The organism is Rhizobium sp. P1_E1, from assembly GCF_056406015.1.
The window spans coordinates 86,989-105,959 of sequence record NZ_JBFUAY010000001.1 but is presented as its reverse complement, the minus strand read 5'-3'; the positions used below and the strand labels follow the sequence as shown (position 1 = coordinate 105,959).

Here is an 18,971-nt window from a genome sequence, read left to right as displayed (position 1 = left end):
AACTCCTGTTCGGGAAGGGTCAGAAGCGAGTTCCAATATCCATTGCCCCAGCTCGAATGTGCGCCATTCACGCTATTGAACTCTACTTAAATGCCTTCCTGCGCCATGAAGGCGTTGCCCCAGAAGAAATACGAAAACGGATGCACAATCTCGCTGAGCCTTTGTTCGTTGCCAAACTTAAACTGAGAAAGAAGACCGCCTTGCATCTCGAGGCAATGACAGCAAAGCGTGAGTACATCATATCGCGCTATGCTCCAGAGCGGACGAGAGAGCACACTGAGCTGAATCGTTTGACCGCGACGCTGGCGGAAGTCATGGCGAAGGTTGGCAAACACCTGCATTCAACGAGCTCAGATGGACATCGACAATCGTTATTACGGACTGCCACAGAACTTTCGTCCCACTTCGATTGGGATGCAGGTGACGGCACAAATGAAGGGGCGCCGAAGCGCCCCGATATTCTGCAGGATATATTGCCGGCGGAAAGGCTCCGCCATAGCCACCTTTAGCTCCCCAATCCCTCAAACAGCGCCGTCGACAGATAACGCTCCGCAAAGGAGGGGATGATGATGACGATGTTCTTGCCGGCGTTCTCGGGACGGATGCCGACCTTGATGGCGGCGGTCAGTGCTGCACCCGAGGAGATGCCGACCGGCACGCCTTCGAGCCGGGCGACGAGGCGCGCCTGTTCGAAGGCCTCGTCATTGGTCACGGTGACGACCTCGTCATAGATTCCGGTATCGAGGATTTTTGGCGCAAAGCCGGCGCCGATGCCCTGGATCTTGTGCGGACCGGGATTGCCGCCGGACAGGATCGGCGAATCGGCCGGTTCGACGGCGATGATCTTGATCTCGGGCTTGCGGCTCTTCAGCACTTGTCCGACGCCGGTGATCGTGCCGCCGGTGCCGATGCCCGATACGACGATATCGACCGTGCCGTCGGTATCGTTCCAGATTTCCTCGGCCGTCGTCTTGCGGTGGATCTCGGGATTGGCCGGGTTTTCGAACTGCTGCGGAATGACGGCATCGGGAAGCGACGCCGCCAGTTCCTCGGCCTTGGCGATGGCGCCCTTCATGCCCTTTGGCCCCTCGGTCAGCACCAGCTCGGCGCCAAGCAGCGCCAGCATCTTGCGGCGCTCGACCGACATCGTTTCCGGCATGGTGAGGATCAGCCGATAGCCCTTGGCGGCGGCGGCAAAGGCGAGCGCGATACCGGTATTGCCGGAGGTCGGCTCTATCAGCACCGTCTTGCCGGGGGTGATCTTGCCTTGCGCCTCGAGGCCCTCGATCATCGCGACGCCGATACGGTCCTTCACGGATGCGATCGGGTTGAAGAATTCGAGCTTGCCGATCAGGTTCGCCACGACGCCTTTTTCCCGCGCCAGCTTGTCGAAGCGCACGAGCGGCGTGTCGCCGATGGTCTCGGTGATCGAGGAATAGATGCGGCCGCGGCCGGGCTTGTGCGACATGGTGCTCTCCCTTTGAAATCCTGCTCTGAAATCGAGGGGGAGAATAGGGTCAAAGGCCCGTCTAGGCCAGACCGCGTTCGACCTGGAGTGGCGATCAGGAGAGAAAAAAACCTTTGAAAACCGTTTCTTGCCGAATGTTTATTTCAGGCCGCCCGCGTGGCGATGAAGGCTGCCGTGCCGGCGAGGATGCCGGCGGCAACCCGGTTCAGCGCCTGCAAGGCCCGCGGCTGCTTCAGCATTGTGCGGGCCCGCGAGGCAAGCAGCATATAGGGCACAAGCACGACGATCAGCACGACGAAGGTGGCGGCGAGCAGGATCGCATAGTCGCGTAGCCCGATATTGCCGATATCAATCAGCGTCGGCACCAGGGCGACATAGAAGAGCATCGTCTTCGGATTGCCGAGCGTCACCAGCAGGCCGGAGAGGAAGGACAGGCCGATGTTGGTCGATTTCCGTGCCGCAATATCCTGCGGCAGCAGCCCCGCCGTCCAGAGTTTCCAGGCGATGTAGCCGAGATAGAGGACGCCGGCGATCTTGATTGTTATGAACACCTCGGTAAAGGTCTGCGCCACGAAGGCAAGGCCGAGAATGACCGCTGTGAGATAGGTCATGTCRCCGATCACCAGGCCGAGACCCATGAAGAAGGTCTCGCGGAAATTCGAGCCGAGCGCACGCGCGACGATTGCGGTAATCCCGGGTCCCGGAATGGCCGCGGCGATGAACAGCGCTCCGGCATAGGTGATCAGGACGGTGAGGCTCATCTTCTTAACCCTCAGGGCTTCCACCGCCCATCTATAGGCAAGCGCCGCTTCCTCATCAATGCTTTGGCGCTGATCGGTCCATAACCATAAGGAATAGGTCTGCTAGACGATGATCTACTTGGAAAGCGACCCGGCCTTGCTATTTCTCTCTCTGCAAATGCGCGATCAGCGCGGCCCGCCGCGGTTGTCCCGGTCGGTGGCGCTAGAGATTTTCATCACCAAGGAGAGATTAAATGTCCCATACGCCAGCCGAAACCCGCAGGCTTTCGCCACTCAAGACGCCGTCCAGCCTGCCGACCAACGCCATTACCGATATTTCGGCGGCGCTGACCGCGCTGCTCGCCGATGTCTTTACGCTTTATGTGAAGACCAAGAATTTCCATTGGCACATGTCCGGCCCGCATTTTCGCGACTATCATCTGTTGCTCGACGAACAGGCGGAACAGATCTTCGCGATGACCGACGACATTGCCGAGCGTGCCCGCAAGATCGGCGGCACGACGCTCCGCTCCATCGGCCAGATCGCACGTCAGCAGCGCCTTTTGGACAATGACGCGGATTTCGTCACGCCCGAAGACATGTTGTCGGAACTGCGCGAGGACAACGCTCAACTCGTTTCGCTGCTGCGCGAGGTGCATGGCCTCTGCGACGAGCACAATGATGTCGCAACCGCCAGCCTGATCGAGAACTGGATCGACGAGGGCGAGCGCCGCACCTGGTTCCTGTTCGAAACGACGCGCCCGCAGAGGTAATATCGGCAACCGGGCGTCTCGGCCATCCCGATCGGAACGCCCGGTTCAGCTCTCCACCGCCCGCGGCCGCAGCCAGCGCGGCGTCCAGCCGAGATTCATGCCGGCGGCGGCAAGGAGAATGATCGCGGCGCCTGCGATCTGCATCGGCTGCAGCGCGTGGCCGAAGGCCAGCCGGTCGACCAGGATCGCCGCGATTGGATAGATGAAGGACAGAGCGCCGGTCAGATGTGTCGGCAGCCGCTGGATCGCACCATAGAGCAGCACATACATCAGCCCGGTATGGACGACGCCGACGGTCACCAGGATCGCCCAGCCTCCGGCATCCTGCGGCGGATTTGAAAAGTCCGTCATCGGCGCCAGCATCAGCATGCCGGTTGCGACCTGGATGAGCGCGATCAGATGCGGCGGCGTGCCGTTCAGCCATTTCGCGGCAAGGGCGGCGAGCGCGTAGAAGAAGGCGGCACCGAGCGCCATCAGGATGCCGAGGCCGTAACCGTCAGATGCCGCCCCGCCTGTCCCCGGTTTTGCCTCGACGATGGCAATCATCCCAGCGAAGGCGAGTGTCAGCCAGACCAGCTTGGTGGCGGTGATCTTCTCGCCGAGAAAAAGCGCGCCGAGCACGAGCAGCATGAAAGGCTGGGTGTTGTAAACCGTCGTCGCGATCGAGATCGTCGCATGCGAGTAGGAGGCAAACAGCAGCAGCCAGTTCAAGACGATGGCGATACCGCCTGATATGGCGATGCCGAAGGCGCGCAGCGTGATGACGCCTGGCCGCAGCAGCCCGAGAGCACCGCAGATGACGAGCAAGGTGAGCGCGCCGAACAGGCAACGCCAGAAGACCACGCCGCTGACCGACTGTCCGGACATGACGACGAACCAACCGATCGTCCCCGAGATCAGCATCGCTGCCGTCATTTCCACCGTGCCTCTTTTGATGTCACTGCCCATGATTGCCTCCATTTCGGTGGCATAAGAATATTGCGGCGATCGGCGATTTTATATAAGGATAAAAAGGAGGATGATCGATATCGCCTAATCATACGAGGAGAATGTCTCGCCGTGGCTAATGATGTGCAATCGCTCGACGAAATCGATCAGGCCATTCTGGAGGCGCTGGCCGGGAATGCGCGGATCTCGCTGAAGGAACTGGCCCAGCAGGTCGGCCTCTCCTCGCCGAGTGCGGCCGAGCGCCTGCGGCGGCTGGAGGAGCGTGGCGTCATCAAGGCCTTCACCATTGATCTCGATCCCGCCGCCGTCGGTTATCCCCTGCAGGCGATCGTGCGCGTGCGTCCGCTGCCGGGACAGCTGCACATCGTCGAGCGCATCATCGAGGAAATTCCCGAAATCATCGAATGCGACAAGGTGACGGGTGATGATTGTTTTATCGCCCGCCTGGTCATCCGCTCGATGTCCGATCTCGACGGCATCCTCGACCGGGTTGCCGAAAGGGCGGAGACCAACACCGCGATGATCAAGGCCTCGCCCGTCAAGCGCCGCCTGCCACCGCTTTCCCGGCGGAAATAGGGGGCGGCGAAACGCCTTTTTGTTTTTGCGCATTCCGGTCGCAAAACCGCTGCGCAGTTTTGCTGGAACTGCTCTAGAATTCCGCCATCGGCGACAACATCGCCGGAAAATCCGGGGTGGCATGGCCGAGCCCGCGCAGCATCAACCTCGTGCCGCTTTCCAACGGTTGCGGAACACCGTCCCAGCCGAGCTTGTCGGGACGGAAAAGCACTTCGACAGAGGCGGGGGCGATTTCCAGTCCGCCAAGGATCGCTGCAAGCGACGGTATGTCAGCCGCCACGACGTCGAGGAGGCTGAAGCGGCCTGCCTCATCCATCTTCCATGCGATCGCCGCCTGCCGGTCTTCCAGGAAGCTGATGCGGATATCGGGATCGAGCTGGGTGTTGATCAGAAACATCGCCGCATTGACTGTGACCGCCAGCGAGGTCGAAACCGGGCTTCGTCTTTTCAGCAGCGATTGCAGCAGGGCAAGATCATCCGCGGTTGTCGGCAAAAGCGGCCGGGCGCGGGCGACGGAAGACGAAGGGTCGGGCGCCGGTCCCTCGTATCGGTGCAGCGGTATCGCGCGGAAACCATAGGGCGCGTAGAGCGACGGCTTGTCGGTATAGAGGATGATGGCTTCAAAGCCCTGCTTCTCGCACCAGTCGAGCGCTTTTACCGTGACGTCGCGATAGAGCCCGCGGCCGCGCCATGGCGGCCGCACGGCACCTGATTGCAGGCCGGCGGCATGGACGTTCCTGCCGTTGAGGACGAAGGGCAGCGCAAAGGCCGAGATATTCGCCGCAAGTTCCCCTTCGGCGTCGAACCAGCCGAAGGGCATGCTGGTGGGGTCGGGGCCGCCGAGCTGTTGCAGCGGTCCGATATCGATGCCGAAAATATCCCTGAGCAGGCAGACCAGTGCCGCCCAGCCGGCGGGGTCGCCGAAATAATCCTGCCGGAAGGTCAGGCCCGCGCTGTCGAGGCGCTGTGCCATCAGACGCCGGTGGAGCCGAAACCGCCTGCGCCGCGCACCGTTTCGCTTGCCTCGGTGATCTCCACCACCCGTGCCTGGGTCACCGGCGCGATCACCATCTGGGCGATGCGCATGCCGCGCGAAATGACGAAGGCTTCCTCGCCGAGATTGACGAGCAGCACCTTCACTTCGCCGCGATAGTCGCTGTCGACGGTACCAGGCGAATTCAGGCAGGTGATGCCGTTTTTGAAGGCAAGGCCGGAACGCGGCCGCACTTGTCCCTCGAAATGCTCGGGGATCTCGAAGATGAAGCCGGTCGGCACCAGCGCCCGTTTGCCGGGCAGAAGCGTCAGCGGTGCTGCCTCGTCGACGGCAGCGCGCAGGTCCATGCCGGCCGCCCCCTTGCTTTCATAGGCGGGCAGATCGAGGCCTTCGCCATTCGGCAGGCGGATGAGGTTCAGCCTGGGGCTGACGTCGTGATGAATGTTCATGGGCCATTACTTTGCGCGCGCGACGCCGAGGTCAATTGCAAAGTCGGCCTTTAGTCGCTAGATACGCGGCAATTCCACAGGATTCACAAGTATGGCCGAAAGTCTCGCCGAGGCGGTCTCCCGCCGCCGCACATTCGCTATTATCGCCCACCCGGACGCGGGTAAGACGACGCTCACCGAAAAGCTGCTGCTGTTCGGCGGCGCCATTCAGCTTGCCGGCGAAGTCAAGGCGAAGAAGGATCGCATGCAGACGCGCTCCGACTGGATGAAGATCGAGCGCGAACGCGGCATCTCCGTCGTCACCTCGGTGATGACCTTCGAATATAACGATAATGTCTTCAATATCCTCGACACGCCGGGTCACGAGGATTTCGCCGACGACACCTATCGCACGCTGACGGCCGTCGATGCCGCGGTCATGGTCATCGATGCCGCCAAGGGCATCGAGCCGCGCACGCTGAAGCTCTTCGAAGTCTGCCGCATGCGCGATATTCCGATCATCACCTTCATCAACAAGATGGACCGCGAAAGCCGCGATCCCTTCGAGATCCTCGACGAGGTGGAAGAGAAGCTGGCGCTGGATACCGCGCCGATCACCTGGCCGATCGGCCGCTCCAAGACCTTTTGCGGCTCCTACAATATCGCCGCCAACACGGTGCGCGGTTCGGATACCGAAATCGAGGGAACGCCGGTCAACGGCCCGCAAAGCGTCGCCGGCAGGTTGCCGGAAAACGAGCGCCAGGTCTTCATCGAGGAGACCGAGTTGGCGATCGAGGCCTGCCGTCCCTTCGACCGCGAATCCTTCCTGGAAGGCCATATGACGCCTGTCTTTTTCGGCTCGGCGCTGCGCAATTACGGCGTTCGCGATCTCATCAACGCGCTCGGCGATTTCGCGCCGCCGCCGCGTGACCAGGTCGCCGATACCAGGACCGTGCATGCGACCGACGACAAGATGACGGCCTTCGTCTTCAAGATCCAGGCCAACATGGACCCCAACCACCGCGACCGCATCGCCTTTGCCCGCATCTGCTCCGGCAAGCTCGAGCGCGGCATGAAGGCAAGGCTCGCCCGCACCGGCAAGCAGCTCGGCCTGACGGCGCCGCAATTCTTCTTCGCCTCGCAGCGCCAGCTCGCCGACACCGCCTATGCCGGCGACGTCGTCGGCATTCCCAACCACGGCACGCTCCGGATCGGCGATACGCTGACCGAAGGTGAATCCCTGGTCTTCCAGGGCGTGCCGAACTTCTCGCCGGAAATCCTGCGCCGCGTGCGCCTGGAAGACGCGATGAAGGCGAAGAAGCTCAAGGAAGCCCTGCAGCAGATGGCCGAGGAAGGGGTCGTCCAGCTGTTTTCGCCGGAAGACGGCTCGCCGGCAATCGTCGGCGTCGTCGGCGCCCTGCAGCTCGACGTCTTGAAGGAGCGGCTGATGGCCGAATACGGCTTGCCGGTCTCCTTCGAAATGTCGCGTTTCTCCGTCTGCCGCTGGATCTCGGCCGAGCAGCCGGCCGATCTCGAGAAATTCCTCACCGTCAAACGCGGCGATATCGCCCGCGATCTCGACGGCGACCCGGTCTTCCTCGCCCAGGACGGTTTCTCGCTGCGTTATGAGTCCGAGCGCCATCCGGCGATCAAGATGGTCGCCATCAAGGAATATCACGCCGCCAAGGCGGCGTGATCACCAAGCAATCACAGGAAAAGTGAGAAGCGGCTCTAGCCGCCGAGCCGTTCGGCCAGGAAATCGACGACGGCGCGCACTGCCGGCAACTGGCCACGCCGATGCGGCATCAGGATCGTCGTTTCGATGCTGCCCGCCGTCCATTCCGGCAGCACCCGCACCAGCCGCCCGTCTGCCAGCGCCTTGCGGCAGACGGATGTCGGCAGGCAGGTAATGCCAAGCCCCGACACGGCCATTTCCATCAGGACATAGGGCTCATCCGCCGCCATGACGGAATGCAGCGTGACGAGAACCTCGTCGCCGCCATCGAAGTAGAGCCGCCACTGATCCTCCGTCAGGCTGGTCATGATCGTCGCATGCTGTGCCAGTTCCTCCGGCCGGTGCGGTTGCCCATGGGTGCTGATATAATCCGGCGAGGCGAGGATGAAGAAAGGGTGGCTGGCGAGCTTCCGCTGTACCAGAGCGGAATCCGGCAGCGGCCCGCGATGGCTGCGCAGCGCGATGTCGAAGCCTTCCTGCACGATGTCGACGAAGCGGTCCGTCACGTGCACGGAAAGCCGGAGCTTCGGATAACGTGCCGTCAGCGCCGGCAGATGTTCCGCCAAGGTGAACTGTGCCGTCGGCACCGAGGCGGTGAGGCGAACGCTGCCTGCGGGTTCAGCCAGATGCCGCCGCACGATGCCTTCGGCCATCTCCGCCTCGATGATCGAGGCCTGGGCGTGCTGAAAGAATTCCCGGCCGAGCTCGGTCAGCGCGAAGCTTCGTGACGTGCGCTGGATCAGCCGGACGCCGAGCCGTGCCTCCAGCTCCGCAACCCGTTTGCTCACAGTCGATTTCGGAATGCCGAGATGCCTGGCGGCGGCGGTAAAACTGCCGCTGTCGACGGCCTGCACGAAAAGATGGAGGTCGTTGAGGTTGAAGAGCGCCATTGTCATCTTCCAGATATGTGGACATTACGATGCATTTATAGCCTCTACCGCAGGATCGTCCACATCTTCACATTCATCGTGTCCAAACGGGGTCAATTCTGAAAGGAACGATTGATGTCACCCATATTGTTTTACGGCGTGCCGGAGGGCTGCTCCTTTGGCTCGATCGTCGCGCTGGAATGGTCCGGCCTGCCTTATCGGCTCTGCCGCGTCGAGATGCCGGAAATGGTCTCCACCGATGACTATGCCAGGATCAACAAAGTCGGCGAAACGCCGTCGCTGCTGCTCGAGGATGGCAGGACGATCAGCGAAAGCATGGCGATCCTCCATCATATCGGCGCTCGGGCGATCGGCGGCGGTCTGGGTTTTGCGCAGGGGTCGGAGGATTTCGATCGTCTGAACCAGATGCTCGCCTTTCTCAACACCAGTTTCTTCAAGGCCTTCGGCCCGCTCTGGTATGCGTTCGAACACCCGCTGGAGCCGCAGCAGAAGCAGGCCCTCACGGCCTATGGCAGCGCGGCGGTCGAAAAGGCGCATCAGACGCTTGAGCGTCTGCTCGATGGCCGCGAATGGCTTCTCGGCAACGGGCCGAGCCTGGCTGACGCTTATTTCGTCGGGGTCGCCCGCTGGAACGATTTCCATAAGGTCGTCGACCGCCGGCAGTTTCCCGGCCTGCATCGCCTCTATGAGCGCATGCAGCAGGAGCCGGCCGTGCGTTTTGCCCATGCGATCGAGCATCGACAGGAGGCGAAAAGCAGCGGCGGTTTCCGCGGCGAGGTCGGTCTGGCCGAGGCGCTCGGTCTGTTGAAACAGGCGGCCTGATCGCCGCCGCCGTCGCACCCCTGCGGTGCGACGGCCAATGTGCCTTAGCCGGCAGCGATGATCTCGATCTCGACCAGCCAGTCGTCACGCAGCGTTTCGACGATGATCGCCGTGGTCGGCACGGCGCGGCCGACAAGGGCCCGAAGGCGGGCATTCTGGTTCGCCTCCATAAAGGCGCCGTCGCTGAGATAGCTCGTCAGCCGCACGATATTGTCCACGGTCATATCAGCGGAGGCGAGGATGGCGCGCAGATTGGACCAGATGAGCTCCAGCTGTGCTTCCAGATCGGCCGCCGCCATTCCCTCTTGATCGAGACCCATCGTGCCGCTGACGAAGAGCAACCGGGATGGATGCCTGATCTCCAGCGCATGGATGTAATCAGGGCTGGCCGGATAGACCCCGCTTGCCGGATTGCGCATGATCATCTCCATGAAATCTCTCCTCCGAATATTCTATTGAATAATGGCAGTATCGACGATTATTCTTCGGCAGAAAGAGGGTTTTGCGGAATGGCGAAAAATACAGAGGATCTTCGGAAAAGACGCCCACAGCAACCGGTCATCGATGCCTTCGACCGAAAAATATTAGCCGCGCTCGCCGCCGACAGCAGCCAGAGCTATGCCAGGCTTGGCGAAACGGTCGGTCTGTCGGCGCCGGCCGTGCATGAGCGTGTGCGCCGCCTGAGACAATCCGGCACCATCAAGGGCGTGCATGCCGCGCTGGACGGCGCAGCGCTCGGCAAGCCGTTGCTTGCCTTCGTGCATGTGGAGGCGGCCGGCTGGGGCAAGAGCGAGCGGCTGATGCAGGTCCTGCGTTTTCCCGAGGTCGAGGAGATGCATTCGGTCGCCGGCGACGCCAGCGTTCTCTTCAAGGTCCGTACCGAAAGCCCGCAGGCCTTGGAGGCTTTTCTCTCGCAGATCCATGCCGTTCCCGGCGTCACCGGCACCCGCAGCTATATCGCGCTTTCCACCTATCTCGAGCGCCCAGTACAGGCCGGCGTCACCGACAGTTGGCCTGATATGCATCTGCCGGAATAGACGAGCGCTCCCGGTTTCCGGTCTAAGCGTCGCTGTCTCGCTAATCCTCACCCTCGAAACGTGGCAGCGGCTCGATATTCTCCACCCCGGGCAAAGCCGACCGGCACCATATCTGTTTCCTGGGCGTCAGCTCCCGCCGCTGGTCGATGCTGCCGACGCGGATACCGATCGCGCCGCCTTCGCCATCCGTGCGGTAGAGCGGCGATCCGCAATTCGGGCAGAAGAATTGCCGGCTGAGACCGCCGCTGTCGCCATATTTTGCGTAGCCTCTCGGCTCGCCTGATAGGAGTGTGAAACTTCCCGGCCGCGCCGGTGCGGTGATGCGATAGGCGGAGCCCGTCAACCGCTGGCAATCGGTGCAATGGCAGATCGAGATCCGCTCCGCATCGATCTCCGCCTGATAGCGGATCGCGCCGCAATGGCATCCTCCGGTGATATGCATCGGCAAGCCCCCAAAAGCATGTCGCGCAAAAGTGTAGAGCGGTTTTGCGATCATGACAGCGGAAAACAAAGAACCAAAGCATGGCAGGCGAATCTGATCGCGCTACGCTTTACTCAGCGGGCTGGGCGGCCGGGTGGGCGGCGTAGAAGGCCTTCGCATCCGCCGTGAAGGCGGCCCGCTGATCGGCTTTCGTATAGAACATATGCCCGCCGCGATAAAGCTTTAGCCCGACGCGGCCGTCGGCGAGCGAGGGCGGCAGATGGTCGACGACGTAGCGGCTGACGCTGTAAGGCGTCACCAGATCGCTGTAGCCATGCGCGATCAGCAGGTGGAATGCTGAGTTCGAGGCGAGCAGTTGCCGGATGTCGTCGGTAGCGCTGGCCTGGAAGCGCGATCCGCCGCCGCGCCCGCCGCCCCATTCCCAGCGCCGGCTGATATCGCCGTCGAGCAGCGAATAGGTCATCTCCGTCTTGAAGCCGAGCTCGTTGCGGGCGTAATCGGCAAAGGCGCCGCCATAGGCGCGGGTGAAGCCGTCGAGGATGGCGTCGTCGCCGCGGTCGTAATCGGATTCCGGATAGGGATCGGGTGCTGCAAAGGAGGCGTCGTAGGCGCTCATCACCTCGCCGCCCCCATCTGAATGTTTGACGAAGGAACTGCCGAGGAAGCCGCGGTTGCGGGTGACGATATCCTCTGGGATGCCCGTCAGGCGAGCGATCCTGCCATAGAAGGCGGCGGCATCGGCACCCGTCGGCGGTGGTCCGGCCAGCGTCGTCAGATAGTCGCCGAGCGCGAAGGTCTCGGCCTCCTTCTGCTTCTCTTCGTCAAAGGCCTCGTGCCGGTCGAGTTCGGCCGCCGCCAGTGACGGCAGCTCCAGCGCCGCGCCGAGCGCAAATTGATCGGCATTGAACATCAGCTGGCCCTCGAGCAGGGGGGAAAGCATCACCGCGCCGGCGACGATGATGCCCTGGCTTTCCTGCAGCACCGAGGCGACCTTGGCCGCACGGAAGCCGCCATAACTCTCGCCGAGAAGATATTTCGGCGAGTTGGAACGGTTGTTGTGCGCGACATAGAGCGCAATTGCCTTGGCGATGCTCTGGGCATCGGCACTGACGTTATAATAATTGGAGGCGTCGTCGGCCTTTGCCGTCCGGCTCCAGCCGGTGCCGATCGGGTCGATCAGCACGAGATCGGTGAAATCGAGCCAGCTTTGCGGATTGTCGACGAGTTTCGCATTGGCGCCGTCGCGTCCGTCCGGCCCGAAATCGAGTACCTTCGGCCCGACCAGCCCGAGATGCAGGAAGGCGGAAGCAGCACCCGGCCCGCCGTTGAAGGCAAAGGTCAGAGGCCGGTTCGGCCCGCCATCCCTTGCGACATAGGCGGTGTAGAAGACCGCGCCGGTCTGTACGCCGTCCTGGCCGAAGAGATCCAGCATGCCGGCGGTGGCAGTATAGGCAATCTTCCGGCCGCCGATCGTCAGCGCGTGCTCGGTGACGGAATCGGCCGGCAGCAGCTTCAGCACGCCATCGCGTGCGCCGCTCTGGACATTCGCCCTCGGTGGATCGCTTTCCTGCGCATGGGAAAGGGCGGGGGCCAGCATTGCTGCGAGCGCGGTGAACAGAAACAGGGTTCGTATGCGCAAGATGTCTCCTCCGGCGTGGGGAATGAGAGGCTGAGATAGCGTAGCATCCGCGGCCGACGACGGGCATCAAGAGATGGTGATGGGCCAGTGAGCGAGCTTCAGCCGACCTTCTCGACCGCGTGAACATTGATCTCGATCGCACGGCCGGCCTTCCAGCCGTTGATCGCCGCGCCCAGCCCGAGCGCGACGAAGAGGGCAGCGCACCAGGAAAAGCTGCCGGTCCAGCCGCGGATGAGGCCGACGATGAGCGGGCCGATGGCGGCAAGCAGGTAACCGACGCATTGCGCCATGCCGGAAAGATGGGCGGCGACATCGGGATCGCGTGAGCGCAGCACGATCGTCGTCATGGCCGCCGCGATCAGCCCACCCTGGCCGATGCCCTGCAGCACCGCCCATAGCCAGACCGTCGAAAGTGGCGCGAAGAGCAGGCCGAGCAGGGCGATGACGGCGACGCCGCAGAGGCTCGCATTGATCAGCCGCTGGTCGCGGCCGCGCACGGCGATATGCGGAACGATCAGGCAGGATGCCGCCTGTACCATCACCGACAGGGAAACGATCGCCCCTGATGTGACGCCGTCGAGCCCGCGTTCGCGTAAGATCRGAACCAGCCAGCCGAAGACGCAATAGGCAAGTGCCGATTGCAGCCCCATGAACAGCGTGACTTGCCAGGCGAGCCGGTCGCGCCAGAGGCCTTTGACGTGGAAGCCATTTCGTCTTGCCTGCCGGCCGCTGCGAAGAACTTCGGGCAGCCAGAGCAGGCTGACGATCAGGGCGGGCAGCGCCCAGGCAGCGAGGGCACCCTCGAGAGAGCCGCCCAATCCATGCTCGATCGGCAGTGTCAGCCCGGCGGCACTTGCCGCACCGGCGCAAAGCGCCATCGTGTAGAAGCCGGTCATCAGTGCGGCGCGCCCGGCGAAATCGCGCTTCACCAGCCCCGGCAGCAGCACGTTGCCGACAGCAATACAGGCGCCCGCAAGGGCGGTGCCGATGAAGAGCAGTGGCACGGAGGAAAGTCCGCGCAAACCCGTGCCGAGTGCGAGAAGCAGCAGAACGCCGAGCAGCGTGCGCTCCGTCCCGAGGCGCTGGGCAAGACGAGGCGCAAGCGGCGAGAAGGCACCAAGGCAGACGACCGGTAGCGTCGTCAGTAGGCTGGCGCCCAGCGCGCTGAGACCGAGCTCCGAGCGGATCTCCGGCAGCAGCGCCGAGGCGCTCGAGAAGACCGGGCGCAGGTTGAAGGCGATCAGCACCAGGCTCGCGCCGAGCAGGAAACGCCCGGCAGCTCCCCGCACCGGCGTTGCCTGCGGCGGCGGAAGGCTGCCGGCCTCGGCGTCGATCAGCAATTCGTCGGCGGGGTCGAGCGCGCTGGCGGCATGGCTGGACGGCGCGTTCATGACAGGATCATCCTGTCGAGGGCGGCAACAACGGGCGCCATGAAGCGGCGCACCGCCGCATCCGCCTCGTCGGGATCGCCGGTTTCGATGGCGTCGACGATATCGGCATGCGCCTGCATATCCGGCTCGGGAATGTCCTTGCCGAGCGTCGCCGCAATGGTATCGGCGATCGAGGCCGAAAAGAAATCGTAGATCTCGATCATCGCCCGGTTGCCGGAAGCGGCGATGACAGCCTTGTGGAAGGCGAGGTCGCGTTCGATGAAGGCGGCCTGATCGCCGCCGTCGTAATTGCCACGTTCGGCAAGCAGCCTGCGAAGCCCGGCAACCGTCTTCGGCGTCTTGCGGATCGCCGTCAGCCGGGCTGCCTCGACGTCGAGCGCCAAGCGCGCCTCGAACTGGTCACGCAGGCTGGCGCGCCGGGCCATCGTCAACGGCCGGCCGGCATCGGTCGTCGAGCGGACATAGGTTCCCGAACCCTGTCTTGTTTCGAGATAACCCTGGGAGACGAGAACGCGCACCGCCTCGCGCACGGTGCCGCGGCTGACGGAAAGCATGGCCGACAGCGAGGCTTCATTCGGCAATTTCTCGCCGACCGCCCAGCGTTTGCCGAGAATGTCGCCGCGGATCGCCTCGATCGCCTCATCCGCGAGATTGGTCTTGCTGAGCGCTCGCATCTCACTACTCATAAAGTCATCTGATGACTTTATGAGTAGTGAGATTTCGATCTTTCGTCAACGCCTGACATCAAGACGATAAAGACATCAAGACAATAAAAAAGGGCCGCCTCGGCGACCCTTTCCATGAGTTTGGCCTCAAACTGGCCTGGACTGTCTATGCAGCCCTAGGAAGGCGGGGATTAGAGCGAGGGCTGCCTCGCCTTCGTCACCTCTTCCATGCCCGTTACGAGGTCCGAAATCTCATTAGACATTGGATCACCTTCCTTTCGTTCTGTTGCTGATGGCTTAAAGTTAGGCTGATTCTTCTGAGATGCAAGCAGAAATGCACGCATGCGCTGCTTTGAGAGAAGCGCGGGTGTTCACAAAAGAACACGGCTTTTCGCCGAATGTGAAGGTGCCAGACGTCACGAAACCGTCATGTTGCCCTTGCAAACCGGCAACGCGTTAAGCTGTTATTAGCCGTGACATCAGACAATTTAGAGCATTCCCGCCGATGCGGCGGCGGGTTCCGGTGTCGCTGGGCAGCCTATCGCGGAGACCCTCTCTATCTTGAGGAACTGGTATCCTCGCCTGCGCACTCGCTGATCGAGCAGTCCCATTGCGCCACCCGCGCCAAGACGGCGACGAATGGTGATGGCTTCGGTATCGCCTGGTATGGCGACAGGCCCGAGCCCGGCCGCTACCGCGATATCCTGCCGGCCTGGTCGGATTGCAATCTGAAGAGCCTGGCACGGCAGATCCGTTCGCCGCTCTTCCTCGCCCATGTCCGCGCTGCCACAGGCGGCGGCACGCGCCGCGACAACTGCCACCCCTTCACCCATGGCACCTGGTCTTTCATGCACAACGGCCAGATCACCGGTTTCGAGCGTCTGCGCCGGCCGATGGAGGCGATGCTCGACGACGAGCTGTTCAATGCCCGCGGCGGCACGACCGATTCCGAACTGATGTTCCTGCTGGCGCTGCAATTCGGTCTGCGCGAGGCGCCGATCGCTGCGATGGCTCACATGATCGGTGTCGTCGAGGACCTGGCCGACAGCGTCATCGGCTCGATCCTGCTGCGCTTTACCGCTGCCTTCTCCGATGGCAACATGCTCTATGCTGTTCGCTATGCGACCGACCGCAAGGCGCCGACGCTCTATGCCTCGCCTGTGGGTGCGGGCTATTGCCTCGTGTCCGAGCCGCTGAACGACGATGGCGATGCCTGGGCGGAAATTCCGGATGGCAGCGCCGTCACCGTCGGTAAAGACGGCATCGACGTCGCCGACTTCCGGCCGGAGAAGCGGAGTGCCTCCAAGCCGCCGCGCGTGGCTATTCCTGCCTGAGCCGCTCGACGATAGCTGAGCCGCTGGCGATTAGCTGAACTGCCTGGCGATCAGCGCCGCGAGCCGTTCGGCAACCTCTTCCTTCGCCAGGTCAGGCCATTGCTCGACGCCGTCGCGGCGAACGAGTTTGACGCGGTTGTGGCTGCCGCCCATGATGCCAGTCGCAGGAGAAACGTCATTGGCGACGATCATGTCGGCGCCTTTCCTTTCGAGTTTTGCCTTTGCATTGCTTTCGACGTCCTGGGTCTCGGCGGCAAAGCCGATCACCAGCTTCGGCCGCATCGTATGATGGCCGACGGTTTTCAGGATGTCCGGGTTCTCGGTCAGCGCCAGCGTCGGGATGGATTCGCCCGGATGTTTCTTCAGCTTCTGGTCGGCCGCCGAGGCGACGCGCCAGTCCGCCACCGCTGCGACCATCACGGCGATGTCGGCCGGCAGCGCCGCAAGCACGGCATCACGCATTTCTTCAGCCCGCTCGACATGCACGACTGTCACGCCGACGGGGTCGGCGATTGCCACCGGCCCCGATACGAGCGTCACCTCCGCTCCGAGCTTTGCAAGGGCTGCGGCGATCGCATGCCCCTGCCGGCCGGAGGAGCGGTTGGCGATATAGCGCACCGGATCGATCGGCTCATGCGTCGGTCCTGACGTGACGATTGCCTTGCGTCCCTTGAGCGGCTTTTCTCCGTCGTCGAGCATGGTTTCGGCAGCAGCGACGATCTCCAGCGGTTCCGCCATCCGGCCGAGCCCTGCCTCCCGGCTTTCCGCCATCTCGCCGGCCATCGGCCCGACGAAGCGGATGCCGTCGGCTCTGAGCATCGCGGCATTCCGCCGCGTTGCCGGATGCGCCCACATGGCGGGGTTCATCGCCGGTGCGGCAAGCACCGGCCCATTGGTCGCCAGAAGCACCGTCGAGGCGAGATCGTCGGCAAGCCCATTCGCCATCTTCGCCATCAGATCGGCGGTGGCAGGGGCGATCAGCACGAGGTCGCAGTCGCGCGCCAGCCGGATATGACCGATATCCTGTTCGTCCTGTCGCGAAAACAGATCGAGGTACACATGGTCCGCCGCCAATGCACCGACGGCAAGCGGCGTGACGAATTCCTGGGCGCCTTTGGTCATCACAGGGCGCACGCTCGCGCCGCGCTCGCGCAGCCGGCGGATCAGATCCAGGCTCTTATAGGCCGCGATGCCGCCGGAGATGATGAGGAGGATGCGTTTGCCGCTGAGAGCCATGGCCTTCTACCCGTTGCCTTTTCTGACCGCCCTCGACCCTAAGCCTTTGGCGGAGAACATGCAATCGCGCCGCCGATAGGCATTGGAGCTGCTCCGGAAGCCGCCGCATGACGATCGCAATCGCCATGCCGAGGCGGGCAAGCTGCGGCGGCAGCCAGTCTCCGCCGCACTCGTGGGTCAGAGGTTGCTCATCCCGCCGTCGATGATGAGTTCGCTGCCGACGATATAGGCCGCCTCATCGGAGGCGAGGAAAACGATGGTCTTGGCGACTTCGCCGGGGGTTCCGAAACGGCCGACGGGAATCTGGGCCTGGATCTGCGCAGTCATCGCTTCGGATTGGGCTTGTGAAGCGCCGAGCTTGCTGTAGAGCGGCGTGGAGATCGGACCGGGGCTCACGGCGTTGACGCGGATGCCGCGGCCGATGAGCTCGCCCGACAATGTCTTGGCAAGCGTCAACAGCGCGCCCTTCGTCAGCGAATAGACGCTGGAATTCGGCATGCCGATATGGGCGTTAATCGAGGTGTTGAGCACGATCGCGGCCTGCTTCGAAAAAATCGGCAGCAGCGCCTGAATCAGGAAGAACGGGCCCTTGACGTTGATATCAACCGACTTGTCGAAGGCGGCTTCGCTCCACTGTTCCAGCGGCCCGAATTCGGCGACCCCGGCGTTGACGAAGAGGATGTCGAGCGTGCCGAAAGCCTCTCTCACGCTATCGGCGACGGCTTTCTGGCCGACCGCATTGCCGGCATCGGCCTGGATGACGGTGGCTTTGCCGCCGAATTCGGCGCGGGCCGCCTCGACGCTTGCCGCGCTGCTGCCGGTAACGACGACGCGGGCGCCCTCAGCGATGAACTGGCGGGCGGTCTCGAGACCGATGCCACTGGTGCCGCCGGTGATGAGCGCTGTCTTGTTCTGCAGGCGTGACATGATGAAGTTCCTTTGACCGAATGTTGGGGCGTGGCCCGTTCTTGTTCAATGCGAGAATGCTCTGAAAAAAGCGGCGCGATAAGCCGGCGTGTTGAAGGATCATCAACCCGCAGCGGATAACCGCGCCGCGCCGCCTCAGGTGCGGGTGATCGAAGCGCCGCCGTCGACCAGCGACGCCGTACCGGTGACGAAGCTCGCATCGTCGGAGGCGAGGTAGAGGACCGAGCGGGCAAGTTCTTCGGGTGTTGCGACACGCTTCAGCGCATGCAGATTGGTGACGAAGGCCTGCTTCTCAGGCGTATCGTTCATGTCCCGATACATGTCGGTATCGACCGCACCCGGCAGGATGGCATTGACGCGCACGCTCTGCTGGCCGAATTCGGCGGCAAGCGCCTGTGTCAGGCCGATCAGGCCGGATTTGCTGGCGGCATAGGCGGCAACCCCCGGGAAGGCGAAGCTGTAGCCGACGAAGGTCGAGGTGAAGATCACCGAGCCGCCGCCATTTTCCACCATCGCCCCGATCTGGTGCTTGGCGGCGAGGAAGGAGGCCGTCAGATTGATCGCCAGCGCCTCGCTGAAGCCCGCTTCGGAAACGGCGGTGCTCGCACCGGCTTCGCCGAGCGTGCCGGCATTGTTGAAGGCGATGTCGAGCTTGCCGTAATTCGTCACGGCGGCGGCGACCAGCGCCTTGTGATAATCTTCCGAGCGCACGTCGCCGGCAATGGCGATGGCATCGCCGCCCTCTGCCTTGATCTCCGCAACGAGGCTGTCGAGTTCGCCTTGACGGCGGGCGCCGACGACGACCTTGGCGCCTTCGGCGGCAAAGAGTTTTGCCGTGGCCCGGCCGATACCGGAGCTTGCGCCGGTGACGATCGCGACCTTGTTGTTCAAGCGGTTCATGGTTCCATCTCCTGTGTTGAGGTGAG

The 18,971-nt window shown here is 62.8% G+C and carries 21 protein-coding genes; 6 read left to right on the top strand and 15 right to left on the bottom strand.

Annotated features, from left to right (window positions below; genetic code table 11):
• Positions 1-86: 86 nt before the first annotated feature.
• The 3 genes from AC1D1Z_RS00535 to AC1D1Z_RS00525 form a co-directional block, all read right to left on the bottom strand.
• On the bottom strand, positions 87-341 hold the full coding sequence (locus AC1D1Z_RS00535; protein ID WP_205928507.1) for a hypothetical protein: 255 nt from the start codon (positions 339-341) through the stop codon (positions 87-89).
• Between the two features lie 164 nt (positions 342-505).
• Entirely contained in the window at positions 506-1,468 is a 963-nt protein-coding gene (gene cysK / locus AC1D1Z_RS00530; protein ID WP_064648382.1) for a cysteine synthase A, read from the bottom strand.
• 143 nt (positions 1,469-1,611) lie between these two features.
• Positions 1,612-2,229: a LysE family translocator gene (locus AC1D1Z_RS00525; protein WP_131605473.1), complete on the bottom strand. Its 618-nt coding sequence runs from the start codon at positions 2,227-2,229 to the stop codon at positions 1,612-1,614.
• 233 nt (positions 2,230-2,462) lie between these two features.
• On the opposite strand from AC1D1Z_RS00525, the gene AC1D1Z_RS00520 reads away from it, so the two are divergent.
• Entirely contained in the window at positions 2,463-2,981 is a 519-nt protein-coding gene (locus AC1D1Z_RS00520; protein ID WP_018447826.1) for a Dps family protein, read from the top strand.
• Between the two features lie 45 nt (positions 2,982-3,026).
• Here AC1D1Z_RS00520 and AC1D1Z_RS00515 read toward each other — a convergent pair whose 3' ends face one another.
• A complete protein-coding gene (locus AC1D1Z_RS00515; RefSeq protein WP_205929479.1) occupies positions 3,027-3,941 on the bottom strand; it encodes a DMT family transporter in 915 nt (304 codons plus the stop codon).
• A gap of 99 nt (positions 3,942-4,040) precedes the next feature.
• Here AC1D1Z_RS00515 and AC1D1Z_RS00510 point away from each other — a divergent pair, with 99 nt between their 5' ends.
• The gene (locus AC1D1Z_RS00510; RefSeq protein WP_131605475.1) at positions 4,041-4,505 is read left to right on the top strand and encodes an Lrp/AsnC family transcriptional regulator; all 465 of its coding nucleotides are present in this window, start codon (positions 4,041-4,043) and stop codon (positions 4,503-4,505) included.
• Positions 4,506-4,578: 73 nt separating this feature from the next.
• Here AC1D1Z_RS00510 and AC1D1Z_RS00505 read toward each other — a convergent pair whose 3' ends face one another.
• Together AC1D1Z_RS00505 and dut are read right to left on the bottom strand one after the other, a co-directional pair.
• Positions 4,579-5,478 carry a GNAT family N-acetyltransferase gene (locus AC1D1Z_RS00505; RefSeq protein WP_131647536.1) on the bottom strand — a complete coding sequence of 300 codons (900 nt, stop codon included), beginning with the start codon at positions 5,476-5,478 and terminating at the stop codon, positions 4,579-4,581.
• Positions 5,478-5,948 (bottom strand): dUTP diphosphatase, encoded by a 471-nt coding sequence (gene dut / locus AC1D1Z_RS00500; protein ID WP_028731714.1) that lies wholly within the window; start codon positions 5,946-5,948, stop codon positions 5,478-5,480. Before dut ends, AC1D1Z_RS00505 begins: the two co-directional genes overlap by 1 nt.
• Before the next feature lie 91 nt (positions 5,949-6,039).
• Between dut and AC1D1Z_RS00495 the strand changes: the two genes are divergently transcribed.
• Positions 6,040-7,623, top strand: a complete 1,584-nt coding sequence (locus AC1D1Z_RS00495; protein ID WP_131605476.1) for a peptide chain release factor 3 — start codon at positions 6,040-6,042, stop codon at positions 7,621-7,623.
• Positions 7,624-7,658: 35 nt separating this feature from the next.
• Here the strand turns inward: AC1D1Z_RS00495 and AC1D1Z_RS00490 are convergent, their stop codons facing one another.
• A complete protein-coding gene (locus AC1D1Z_RS00490) occupies positions 7,659-8,552 on the bottom strand; it encodes a LysR substrate-binding domain-containing protein (RefSeq protein ID WP_131605477.1) in 894 nt (297 codons plus the stop codon).
• A 114-nt stretch (positions 8,553-8,666) separates the two neighbouring features.
• Between AC1D1Z_RS00490 and AC1D1Z_RS00485 the strand changes: the two genes are divergently transcribed.
• Positions 8,667-9,374 (top strand): glutathione S-transferase family protein, encoded by a 708-nt coding sequence (locus AC1D1Z_RS00485; protein WP_131605478.1) that lies wholly within the window; start codon positions 8,667-8,669, stop codon positions 9,372-9,374.
• Positions 9,375-9,418: 44 nt separating this feature from the next.
• Here the strand turns inward: AC1D1Z_RS00485 and AC1D1Z_RS00480 are convergent, their stop codons facing one another.
• Positions 9,419-9,805: a RidA family protein gene (locus AC1D1Z_RS00480; protein ID WP_131605479.1), complete on the bottom strand. Its 387-nt coding sequence runs from the start codon at positions 9,803-9,805 to the stop codon at positions 9,419-9,421.
• A 24-nt stretch (positions 9,806-9,829) separates the two neighbouring features.
• On the opposite strand from AC1D1Z_RS00480, the gene AC1D1Z_RS00475 reads away from it, so the two are divergent.
• Positions 9,830-10,411 carry an Lrp/AsnC family transcriptional regulator gene (locus AC1D1Z_RS00475; RefSeq protein WP_130653481.1) on the top strand — a complete coding sequence of 194 codons (582 nt, stop codon included), beginning with the start codon at positions 9,830-9,832 and terminating at the stop codon, positions 10,409-10,411.
• Positions 10,412-10,451: 40 nt separating this feature from the next.
• Here the strand turns inward: AC1D1Z_RS00475 and AC1D1Z_RS00470 are convergent, their stop codons facing one another.
• From AC1D1Z_RS00470 to AC1D1Z_RS00455, 4 genes are all read right to left on the bottom strand, one after another.
• On the bottom strand, positions 10,452-10,853 hold the full coding sequence (locus AC1D1Z_RS00470; protein ID WP_131605480.1) for a GFA family protein: 402 nt from the start codon (positions 10,851-10,853) through the stop codon (positions 10,452-10,454).
• Positions 10,854-10,962: 109 nt separating this feature from the next.
• Positions 10,963-12,492: a S10 family peptidase gene (locus AC1D1Z_RS00465; protein WP_131605481.1), complete on the bottom strand. Its 1,530-nt coding sequence runs from the start codon at positions 12,490-12,492 to the stop codon at positions 10,963-10,965.
• A 98-nt stretch (positions 12,493-12,590) separates the two neighbouring features.
• Entirely contained in the window at positions 12,591-13,883 is a 1,293-nt protein-coding gene (locus AC1D1Z_RS00460; protein WP_477849145.1) for a CynX/NimT family MFS transporter, read from the bottom strand.
• Positions 13,880-14,557, bottom strand: a complete 678-nt coding sequence (locus AC1D1Z_RS00455) for a FadR/GntR family transcriptional regulator (protein WP_477849143.1) — start codon at positions 14,555-14,557, stop codon at positions 13,880-13,882. The genes AC1D1Z_RS00460 and AC1D1Z_RS00455 overlap by 4 nt, the downstream gene beginning before the upstream one ends.
• A 464-nt stretch (positions 14,558-15,021) precedes the next feature.
• Here AC1D1Z_RS00455 and AC1D1Z_RS00450 point away from each other — a divergent pair, with 464 nt between their 5' ends.
• Entirely contained in the window at positions 15,022-15,882 is an 861-nt protein-coding gene (locus AC1D1Z_RS00450; RefSeq protein WP_477849141.1) for a class II glutamine amidotransferase, read from the top strand.
• 30 nt (positions 15,883-15,912) lie between these two features.
• Here the strand turns inward: AC1D1Z_RS00450 and coaBC are convergent, their stop codons facing one another.
• The 3 genes from coaBC to AC1D1Z_RS00435 form a co-directional block, all read right to left on the bottom strand.
• Positions 15,913-17,118: a bifunctional phosphopantothenoylcysteine decarboxylase/phosphopantothenate--cysteine ligase CoaBC gene (coaBC, locus tag AC1D1Z_RS00445; RefSeq protein WP_018244466.1), complete on the bottom strand. Its 1,206-nt coding sequence runs from the start codon at positions 17,116-17,118 to the stop codon at positions 15,913-15,915.
• A 177-nt stretch (positions 17,119-17,295) separates the two neighbouring features.
• Positions 17,296-18,045 (bottom strand): SDR family oxidoreductase, encoded by a 750-nt coding sequence (locus AC1D1Z_RS00440; RefSeq protein WP_018244467.1) that lies wholly within the window; start codon positions 18,043-18,045, stop codon positions 17,296-17,298.
• 135 nt (positions 18,046-18,180) lie between these two features.
• On the bottom strand, positions 18,181-18,945 hold the full coding sequence (locus AC1D1Z_RS00435) for an SDR family oxidoreductase (protein WP_131605483.1): 765 nt from the start codon (positions 18,943-18,945) through the stop codon (positions 18,181-18,183).
• Positions 18,946-18,971: the final 26 nt, after the last annotated feature.

Coding starts and splice junctions, on each gene's coding strand:
- AC1D1Z_RS00535 (WP_205928507.1), bottom strand. CDS start 341: ATGCAGGTGTTTGCCAACCTTCGCCATGACTTCCGCCAGCGTCGCGGT.
- cysK (WP_064648382.1), bottom strand. CDS start 1,468: ATGTCGCACAAGCCCGGCCGCGGCCGCATCTATTCCTCGATCACCGAG.
- AC1D1Z_RS00520 (WP_018447826.1), top strand. CDS start 2,463: ATGTCCCATACGCCAGCCGAAACCCGCAGGCTTTCGCCACTCAAGACG.
- AC1D1Z_RS00515 (WP_205929479.1), bottom strand. CDS start 3,941: ATGGAGGCAATCATGGGCAGTGACATCAAAAGAGGCACGGTGGAAATG.
- AC1D1Z_RS00505 (WP_131647536.1), bottom strand. CDS start 5,478: ATGGCACAGCGCCTCGACAGCGCGGGCCTGACCTTCCGGCAGGATTAT.
- dut (WP_028731714.1), bottom strand. CDS start 5,948: ATGAACATTCATCACGACGTCAGCCCCAGGCTGAACCTCATCCGCCTG.
- AC1D1Z_RS00495 (WP_131605476.1), top strand. CDS start 6,040: ATGGCCGAAAGTCTCGCCGAGGCGGTCTCCCGCCGCCGCACATTCGCT.
- AC1D1Z_RS00490 (WP_131605477.1), bottom strand. CDS start 8,552: ATGGCGCTCTTCAACCTCAACGACCTCCATCTTTTCGTGCAGGCCGTC.
- AC1D1Z_RS00485 (WP_131605478.1), top strand. CDS start 8,667: ATGTCACCCATATTGTTTTACGGCGTGCCGGAGGGCTGCTCCTTTGGC.
- AC1D1Z_RS00480 (WP_131605479.1), bottom strand. CDS start 9,805: ATGGAGATGATCATGCGCAATCCGGCAAGCGGGGTCTATCCGGCCAGC.
- AC1D1Z_RS00470 (WP_131605480.1), bottom strand. CDS start 10,853: ATGCATATCACCGGAGGATGCCATTGCGGCGCGATCCGCTATCAGGCG.
- AC1D1Z_RS00455 (WP_477849143.1), bottom strand. CDS start 14,557: ATGCGAGCGCTCAGCAAGACCAATCTCGCGGATGAGGCGATCGAGGCG.
- coaBC (WP_018244466.1), bottom strand. CDS start 17,118: ATGGCTCTCAGCGGCAAACGCATCCTCCTCATCATCTCCGGCGGCATC.
- AC1D1Z_RS00440 (WP_018244467.1), bottom strand. CDS start 18,045: ATGTCACGCCTGCAGAACAAGACAGCGCTCATCACCGGCGGCACCAGT.
- AC1D1Z_RS00435 (WP_131605483.1), bottom strand. CDS start 18,945: ATGAACCGCTTGAACAACAAGGTCGCGATCGTCACCGGCGCAAGCTCC.